This is a genomic window from Corallococcus llansteffanensis, assembly GCF_003612055.1.
GTDB classification, from domain to species: domain Bacteria; phylum Myxococcota; class Myxococcia; order Myxococcales; family Myxococcaceae; genus Corallococcus; species Corallococcus llansteffanensis.
This window is the reverse complement of sequence record NZ_RAWB01000491.1, coordinates 1-7,457: the sequence shown is the minus strand read 5'-3', so window position 1 is coordinate 7,457 and position 7,457 is coordinate 1. Positions and strand designations below refer to the sequence as shown.

5 protein-coding genes, 1 other RNA gene and 1 pseudogene are annotated in these 7,457 nt (G+C 69.1%); 3 read left to right on the top strand and 4 right to left on the bottom strand.

Annotation, left to right across the window (positions count from 1 at the left end; translation table 11 throughout):
• Positions 1-2,523, top strand: a 2,523-nt coding sequence (locus D7V93_RS32940; RefSeq protein WP_279636971.1) for an alpha-2-macroglobulin family protein, incomplete at its 5' end; no start/stop codon positions are given.
• A 54-nt stretch (positions 2,524-2,577) separates the two neighbouring features.
• On the opposite strand, the gene D7V93_RS32935 is transcribed toward D7V93_RS32940, so the two are convergent.
• Positions 2,578-3,723, bottom strand: a complete 1,146-nt coding sequence (locus D7V93_RS32935) for an EndoU domain-containing protein (RefSeq protein WP_120647154.1) — start codon at positions 3,721-3,723, stop codon at positions 2,578-2,580.
• An 85-nt stretch (positions 3,724-3,808) separates the two neighbouring features.
• Between D7V93_RS32935 and D7V93_RS32930 the strand changes: the two genes are divergently transcribed.
• On the top strand, positions 3,809-4,630 hold the full coding sequence (locus D7V93_RS32930) for an SDR family NAD(P)-dependent oxidoreductase (RefSeq protein ID WP_120647153.1): 822 nt from the start codon (positions 3,809-3,811) through the stop codon (positions 4,628-4,630).
• Between the two features lie 27 nt (positions 4,631-4,657).
• Here the strand turns inward: D7V93_RS32930 and tyrS are convergent, their stop codons facing one another.
• The 3 genes from tyrS to ssrS all read right to left on the bottom strand — a co-directional run bounded on the left by tyrS (position 4,658) and on the right by ssrS (position 6,851).
• On the bottom strand, positions 4,658-5,920 hold the full coding sequence (gene tyrS, locus D7V93_RS32925; protein WP_120647152.1) for a tyrosine--tRNA ligase: 1,263 nt from the start codon (positions 5,918-5,920) through the stop codon (positions 4,658-4,660).
• Between the two features lie 87 nt (positions 5,921-6,007).
• The gene (locus tag D7V93_RS32920; RefSeq protein ID WP_120647151.1) at positions 6,008-6,640 is read right to left on the bottom strand and encodes a 5-formyltetrahydrofolate cyclo-ligase; all 633 of its coding nucleotides are present in this window, start codon (positions 6,638-6,640) and stop codon (positions 6,008-6,010) included.
• Between the two features lie 20 nt (positions 6,641-6,660).
• Positions 6,661-6,851, bottom strand: a non-coding RNA gene (gene ssrS, locus D7V93_RS32915) — 6S RNA.
• Positions 6,852-7,122: 271 nt separating this feature from the next.
• Here ssrS and D7V93_RS32910 point away from each other — a divergent pair.
• Positions 7,123-7,457: pseudogene (locus D7V93_RS32910) on the top strand (tetratricopeptide repeat protein); the annotation flags it as partial.

Below are 7,457 nucleotides of genomic sequence, written 5' to 3'. Positions count from 1 at the left end.
GGATATGGCTCGACGGGGCGGTTGCGCGCGGCGGTCTCCCGGTCGCCCCCTCGTGACGAGTCGGAGGAGGAGCGTGCTCCTGGCGCGCCGCCGCCGCCTCCGCCTCCGCCATCCCCCAGCGCGGCTGCCCCCAAGCCGCAGCTGGAGCAGAAGCGGCGGGAGGTCATCCAGATCATCAAGGGCGGAGGCGATGCGGCTGAACCGACAGAGCCGCTGCGCTCGAACTTCGCGGAGACGGCGTTCTGGATTCCGCAGCTCCTCACCGGGCCGGACGGCGCGGCGGTGCTGGAGTTCACCGTGCCGGATTCGGTGACGGCGTGGAGTGTCTGGGCGCACGCGCTCACGCGCGATCTGCGCGGCGGCTCGGTGCAGCGCACCACCCGCAGCGTGAAGGAGCTGATGGTGCGGCCGTACCTGCCGCGCTTCCTGCGCGAGGGCGACCGCGCGGAGCTGGAGGTCGTGGTCAACAACGCGAGCACGAAGCCCCAGCAGGGACAGCTCACCTTCGACATCGTGGATCCGGACACGCAGAAGAGCCTGCTGTCGGAGTTCGGCGTGAAGACGGCCGTGCAGGCCTTCACGGTGGCGCCGGGGAAGGGGACGCACCTGCGCTTCCCCGTCACCACGCCCGCGCGCGTGGGGCCGGTGGCCTTCCGCGTGGTCGCGAAGACGGACAGCTTCAGTGACGGAGAGCTGCGGCCGCTGCCGGTGCTCCCCGGGCGCATGCACCTGGCGCAGTCGCGCTTCGTGACGCTGCGCAACCAGGACCGCAAGACGCTGACGTTCGATGACCTGAAGCGCTCGGACGACCCCACGCGGGTGAACGAGCAGCTCGTCGTCACGGTGGACGCGCAGCTCTTCTACTCGGTGCTCCAGGCCCTGCCGTACCTGGTGAACTACCCCTATGAGTGCACGGAGCAGACGCTCAACCGCTTCGTGTCCTCCGGCATCGTCGCCAGCCTTTATGAAAAACACCCGGCCGTGGCGAAGATGGCGAAGGAGCTGAGCCAGCGGCCCACGCGCTTCGAGACGTGGGACGCGGTGGATCCGAACCGGAAGATGACGCTGGAGGAGACGCCCTGGCTCACCGACGCGAAGGGCGGCCGGGAGTCACCGGACGACCTGGTGCGCGTGCTGGATCCGAAGGTGGCGCAGGCGGAGCGCCTGGCGTCGCTCGCGAAGCTGAAGAAGGCGCAGACGGCCGACGGCGGCTTCCCGTGGTGGCCGGGCGGCCCCGCGTCGCCGTACATGACCGTGTACATCCTGCACGGCCTGTCGCGCGCGATGGAGCACGGCGTGCAGGTGCCTCCGGAGATGACGCAGCGGGCGTGGACGTACCTGGGCAAGCAGTTCCGGGACGACTACGCGAACAAGCTGATGAAGAAGAACCAGGGGTGGGAGTTCCTCACGTTCCTCAACTTCGTGGCGTCCTCGTATCCCGACGCGCGCTACACGGGCGACGCGCTCACGGCGGCCGACCGGCAGCGCATGCTCGACTTCTCCTTCAAGCACTGGAAGGAACACTCGCCGTACCTCAAGGGCTACCTGGCGCTCACGCTGCACCGCTCGAAGCGGACGAAGGACGCGCTGAAGGTCTGGGACAGCGTGATGGACTCCGCGAAGACGACGGAGGACCAGGGCACCTTCTGGGCCGCCGAGGACCGCAGCTGGCTCTGGTACAACGACACCACGGAGACGCACGCCTTCGCGCTGCGTACGCTGTCGGAGCTGCGCCCCAAGGACCCTCGCCGCGAGGGGCTGGTGCAGTGGCTGCTCCTGGACAAGAAGCTGGGCCACTGGAAGTCCACGCGCGCCACGGCGGAGGCGCTCTACGCGCTGGTGAACTACCTGGAGGCCGAAGGGGCCCTGGGTGTGCGCGAGGAGCTGAAGGTCACGGTGGGCCCCAAGGTCGTCCCGATGGTCTTCTCGCCGGAGGTGTACACGGGGAAGAAGAACCAGGTGGTGCTGACCGGGCCGGAGGTGAAGGCCGACACGGCGACGACGGTGGTGGAGAAGACGACGCCGGGCTTCGCCTTCGCCTCCGCGACGTGGCACTTCTCCACGGAGGAGCTGCCCAAGGAGGAGCGCGGGGACTTCTTCAACGTCTCGCGTCGCTACTTCCTGCGCCTGCGTGAAGGCAACCAGACGCTGCTGCGTCCCCTGGCGGAGGGCGCGCCGCTCCACCCCGGCGACGAGGTGGAGGTGCAGCTGTCCCTGCGCACGAAGCACGCGGCCGAGTACGTGCACCTGCGCGACCCGCGCGCCGCGGGCCTGGAGCCGGAGAACGCGGTGTCCCGCCACAAGTGGGACCTGGGCATCGTCTGGTACGAGGAGACGCGCGACTCGGGGACGAACTTCTTCTTCGAGGCGCTCCCGGTGGGCGAGTACACGTTCAAGTACCGGCTGCGCGCCAACCTCGCGGGCACCTTCCGCGTGGGGCCTGCGACGGTGCAGTCCATGTACGCGCCGGAGTTCACCGCGTACTCCACGGGCGCGGTGCTCACCGTGGGCAAGGCGCAGTAGCGCGCGGGTGGGGCAGGGGGCCGGCGTTCCTTCGGGGCGTCGGCCCGCGTCCCGCTACTCCGCGCAGGTGGCGGCTTCGTCGGTCGGGTGCAGCGTGGCGATGCCGTACGTGCCGTTGCGCGTGCCGCACCAGATGCGCCAGTTCCCGCCCCCGATGTCCGGCGCCGAGTACACGCCGCCCTCCTTCTTCGCCCCACCCCGGGCGCAGCAGCGGGCGAACGCGCGCGTCCCGATGGCGGCGATGGAGACCGCGTCCTGCGTCTTCGAGAAGCCACCGAGCCGCTTCACGCCGCAGGACCAGGGTGACACTCCCTGGAAGCGGATGAGGTACTGCTCGCCGCGCAGCGCTTCAGCGCCCTTGCCGGGGCCCAGGTAGCAGACCTTTCCTTCGGCCTCGAGCTGCGCGTAGCGCGGCAGGAAGTGGAGCCCGCCAATGGGGCCCCGCTGCCAGTCATCGCCGCAGAAGACGTGGGTGAAGGCGTTGCGCGGGCCGGTGCTCACCCAGAGGCTCGTGAGCCACTCCAGGTTCGCCTGCCGGGAGCCCGCCCCGGGCCGTCCCGCCGCGGACAGCGCGCGCTGCACCCGGGCGTCGTCGTAGTGCTTCGCGAAGAAGCGCTGCACGTCTCCCGCGCTCACGCTCGCGTCGGGGCGCGCGGGGCACAGGTCCAGCACCTCGCGGTCCAGCGCGGACAGCGCCGGGGCCTTGGAGAAGAGGGGGGCGTTCTCGCAGGTGCTCGCGCAGGCCGGTGCGTCGCCCTTCGCGGGGCCCGGTGCGGGCGCGGCGGCGCGGCCGGCGGGCGTCTGGACCACGACGGTGTTCGTGTCGTCGTCGTCGGAAGGCGAGGCCGGCGCGGCCCCTCCGCCCCGGGCCGCCTGCTGCTGGCGCGTGTTGGCGTGGTCCGCTTCGACGAGGGCCGACGTGCCGGGCGCCCGCGCGATGGCCTCCGTGGGGGTGCCCTCGCAGAGCACCCAGCCCTCCGCCTTGGGGCCCTGCAACTTGCACCACGCTCGGGCCGGGCCGCCCTTCTTCATGAGCGGATAGGTGACGCCCGGCTCCACGGCGAAGACGACCTTGGAGGACTCGGGCTGCTCCACCGCGTCCACGCGTTCGTCGGAGACGAAGACGCCGCCTCCAGCCCAGACGGAGGGGGCCACGGAGAGGGCCAGGAAGAAGCAGGCGAGCGACCTGGAGAGGCGCATGGTGCGCGGGACTCTAACAGGACCGCCCGGGGGCCGCAGTTCGCCGGTTGCGCACGGCGGCACTCGGAGAATAAGGACGCCCGATATGAAACCGATGAATTTCCGCGGTCGCTGGGTGCTCATTACCGGCGCGTCGTCCGGCCTGGGGTTGGAGATGGCCCGGCTGCTCGCGAAGGAGCACGGCGCCCACATCATCGCCGTCGCGCGCCGTGAAGACCGGCTGCTCGCGCTCAAGGCGGAGCTGGAGGGCGCGCACGGGGTGCGGGTGCTGCCCCTCGTCGCGGACCTCACGCGTCCCGGTGAGGCCGAGCGCGTGCACGCGGCCGCGGTGGAGGGGCGCGCCGTCGACGGTGTCATCCTCAACGCGGGCGTCACCTTCTACGGCCGGGTGCTGGAGCAGCCCGCCGAGTCGTTCGACACGATGCTCGCCACCAACGTCACCAGCGTGGTGCAGCTGTCCCAACGCTTCGCCGCGGACTTCGTGCGGCGCGGGGAGGGGGCGTTGATGCTCGTCGCCAGCATGGCGGGCTTCTCGCCGCTGCCGTACCAGGCGACCTACGCGGCGACGAAGTCGTTCGTGATCAGCTTCGGGCGCGGGCTGGCCCACGAGCTGCGCAAGACGGGCGTCTCCGTCACCGTCTTCGCGCCGGGCGGCATCGCCACGGAGATGCTGTCGCTGTCGGGGTTGGACCGGAAGTTCAAGGCCGGTGACCTGGGCATCATGTCCGCGGACGCCTGTGCGCGCATCGCCGTGGAGGCGCTCGTGCGCCGCCGCGAGCTGGCCGTGCCCGGCCTCCTCAATCGCTTCCTCGCCACGATGATGAAGCTGCTGCCCCACGCGTTCATCGTCCAGCGCTCTGCCGCGCTGTACGAGGGCGGCCTCTTGAAGGAGCCTTCCAAGCCCTGAAGCGGAAGGCCCCCGGAGGCCACGGCGTCAGGCCAGCTTCACCCGCGCCACCTTCAGCTTGCCCACCTGCACGGTGTACTCGCCGGCCCCCAGCTCCGCCTTGGGGTCGGTGACCTTCTCGCCGTTCACCCGGACGCCGCCCTGGGCCATCAGCTTGCGCGCCTCGGTGGCGGAGGCCACGAGCTTCGTCTCCGGCAGCAGCTTCGTCACCGGCAGCTTCTCCGCGCCCGCGAGCGACACCTCCACGAGCGGCAGCTCCTCCGTGGACAGCTCCTTCTTGGCGAAGCGCTTCTCGAAGTCCTCGGCCGCCTTGCGCCCGGCCTCCTCGCCCTGGAAGCGCGCGGCCATCTCCTGCGCGAACGCGACCTTCGCCGCCTTCGGGTGGAGCGCGCCGGACTTCGTCTGCTCCTCCATCTCCAGGACCTTCTTGAGCGGCAGCGACGACAGCAGCTTGTAGTACCGCCACATCAGGTCGTCGGTGATGCTCATCAACTTGCCGAAGATGCTGTCCGCCGGCTCGTCGATGCCCACGTAGTTGTCCAGGCTCTTGGACATCTTGTCGCCGACGATGACGCCGTCGACGAGCTTCGCGTCCAGGCCCTCCAGGATGGGGCCCGTCATGATGACCTGCGGCTCCAGGCCCTCGTCCTTCATGAGCTGCCGGCCCACGCCCAGGTTGAAGAGCTGATCCGTCGCGCCCAGCTCCACGTCCGCCTTCAGCGCCACGGAGTCGTGGCCCTGCAAGAGCGGGTAGAGGAACTCGTGCAGCGAGATGGAGCGGTTCTCCCGGTAGCGCGTCTTGAAGTCGTCGCGCTCCAGCATGCGCTGCACGGAGTAGCGCGAGGCCAGGCGAATCATCCCCTCGGTGCCCAGCGCGTCGAGCCACTCGGAGTTGAACTTCACCACCGTCTTGTCGGGATCCAACACCTTGAAGACCTGCTGCTTGTAGGTCTCCGAGTTGACCTTCACCTCGTCGCGGGTGAGCGCCGGGCGCGTCGTGTTCTTCCCGGTGGGGTCGCCGATGAGCGCCGTGAAGTCACCGATGAGGAACACCACCGTGTGGCCGAACTCCTGGAAGCGCCGCATGCGCGTCAACAGGAGCGAGTGGCCCAGGTGCAGGTCGGGACGGCTGGGGTCGAAGCCCGCCTTGATGACGAGCGGCTTGCCCTTGTCGTACGAGCGCTGGAGCTTCTTCTTGAGGTCCTCCGGCACCTGCAAATCCACGGTGCCGCGAGTCACTTCTTCATACTGCTCTTCGGGAGTCGCCTTGCGCAGTGCGTCCGGGTTCATGGCGCCGCGGACACTACCCGAAAGGCTCCAGGCAGGGCGGGACTTCGCATCCGCCCCGCCCGGGTGATGTTCCCTGCCTGCCTTGCGTCAGGTGTCCAGGAAGTCCCAGTCGCGGTACAGGCCGCGCAGGGTCTGGCTCTCCGTGACGACCTGGTCCATGTCCACGTCGTCACTCGTGGTGGGCAGCGCCTGGACGATCTGGTCGTTGAAGGCCAGACCCACCCGACGGCTGCGCGCGCTGGCGGCCTTGAGGGTGGCGTCGTAGTAGCCGCCCCCGCGCCCCAGCCGCTTGCCATCCGGGCTGAAACCCAGTCCCGGGACCACGAACAGGTCGATCTGGTCCACCGCGATCAGGTCCGAGGAGTTGGTGGGTTCCCGGACGCCCAGGCGCCCCGGCTCCAATTCACTCTCCGACTTGATGGCCCGGAAGGCCAGGATGCGCCCGTGCACATGGGACAGCGGATAGCAGACGATCTTCTCGTCCTGCAGGGCCGCGATGAGGATGTCCCGGGTGGGTACTTCGCCCCGGATGGGGGCGTAGAGCGCCACCGTGCGTGCCTTCTGATAGTAGGGAGATGCCAGGAATCGAGACTGCACCTTGAGGCCTCGCTCATCGATGAGGTCATTGGTCATCGCCTTGCGGCGCGCCGTCAGTTCCTCACGAAGCGATACCTTCTTCTCCGCCGCCGCCGCCACCGTATCCACCGCAGTCTCGCTCACCGCCGCCGCTCCCCAAGAAAGAGTCCCCCGCCGAGCCGTGTGTCCAGCGTCCATTGAACCCTCAGAAGTCAGGTGGGGACCGAAATCATGTCACCGCAGGCTTCCCTCATCCCCGTGAGGGGGAGGGCTTGCACATGGCGACCGAAACGGACCCCGGAATGGACGTATCGGTTCGAATTTCTGCTGGGCATCACGAACCCCGCAGGGAACAGACCTTTTACCACAAAATCTTAAGACAAGTGCCTAGAATCACTGGGAAATCCCAGGGCGTTCTGGGAAAATGATAAGGACGGAGAAGCGTGCGGTCAAGCCGTCCTCGCGCGTTTACAACCGACCCGGTGGACTTCTATGATGCCGGGACCCCTGACATGTCGCCCCCGACCACAACATTGGCTCTCGCGGCGGTTGTCTGCCTCGCCTCCGGATTCGCGTGGGCGGGCCCGGCCGTCAACGGCCCCTTCAGAGGAGATGCCTTCGGTCCGGTGGAGTTGCGCACGGACGCGGACCACCTGGTCGGCACGGCGCCGGCCGGAGGGCCCTGCAATCTGTCAGGTGCCGAGCAGGTCCTGACGGGGGACTTCCAGGACAACGTCTTCGTGGGGAAGGTCACGGTCTGCCAGACGGGCGAGGCGTGCGAGCTGTCGGAGACCTACCCGGTCCTGCTCGTCTACAACATCGAGGACCGGGCGCTGGCCGGACAGGTGAAGCTGGAGGTCGGCTGCGAGTCGGCCGCGCTGGGGCCCCATGGGTTGCTGGTGCTCCGGGCGGAGACCCAGGAAGCCCCTCAGGGGGCCCCTCCCACGCCGCCCCCGGCGGC

Coding starts and splice junctions, on each gene's coding strand:
- D7V93_RS32935 (WP_120647154.1), bottom strand. CDS start 3,723: ATGCGCCTCTCCAGGTCGCTCGCCTGCTTCTTCCTGGCCCTCTCCGTG.
- D7V93_RS32930 (WP_120647153.1), top strand. CDS start 3,809: ATGAAACCGATGAATTTCCGCGGTCGCTGGGTGCTCATTACCGGCGCG.
- tyrS (WP_120647152.1), bottom strand. CDS start 5,920: ATGAACCCGGACGCACTGCGCAAGGCGACTCCCGAAGAGCAGTATGAA.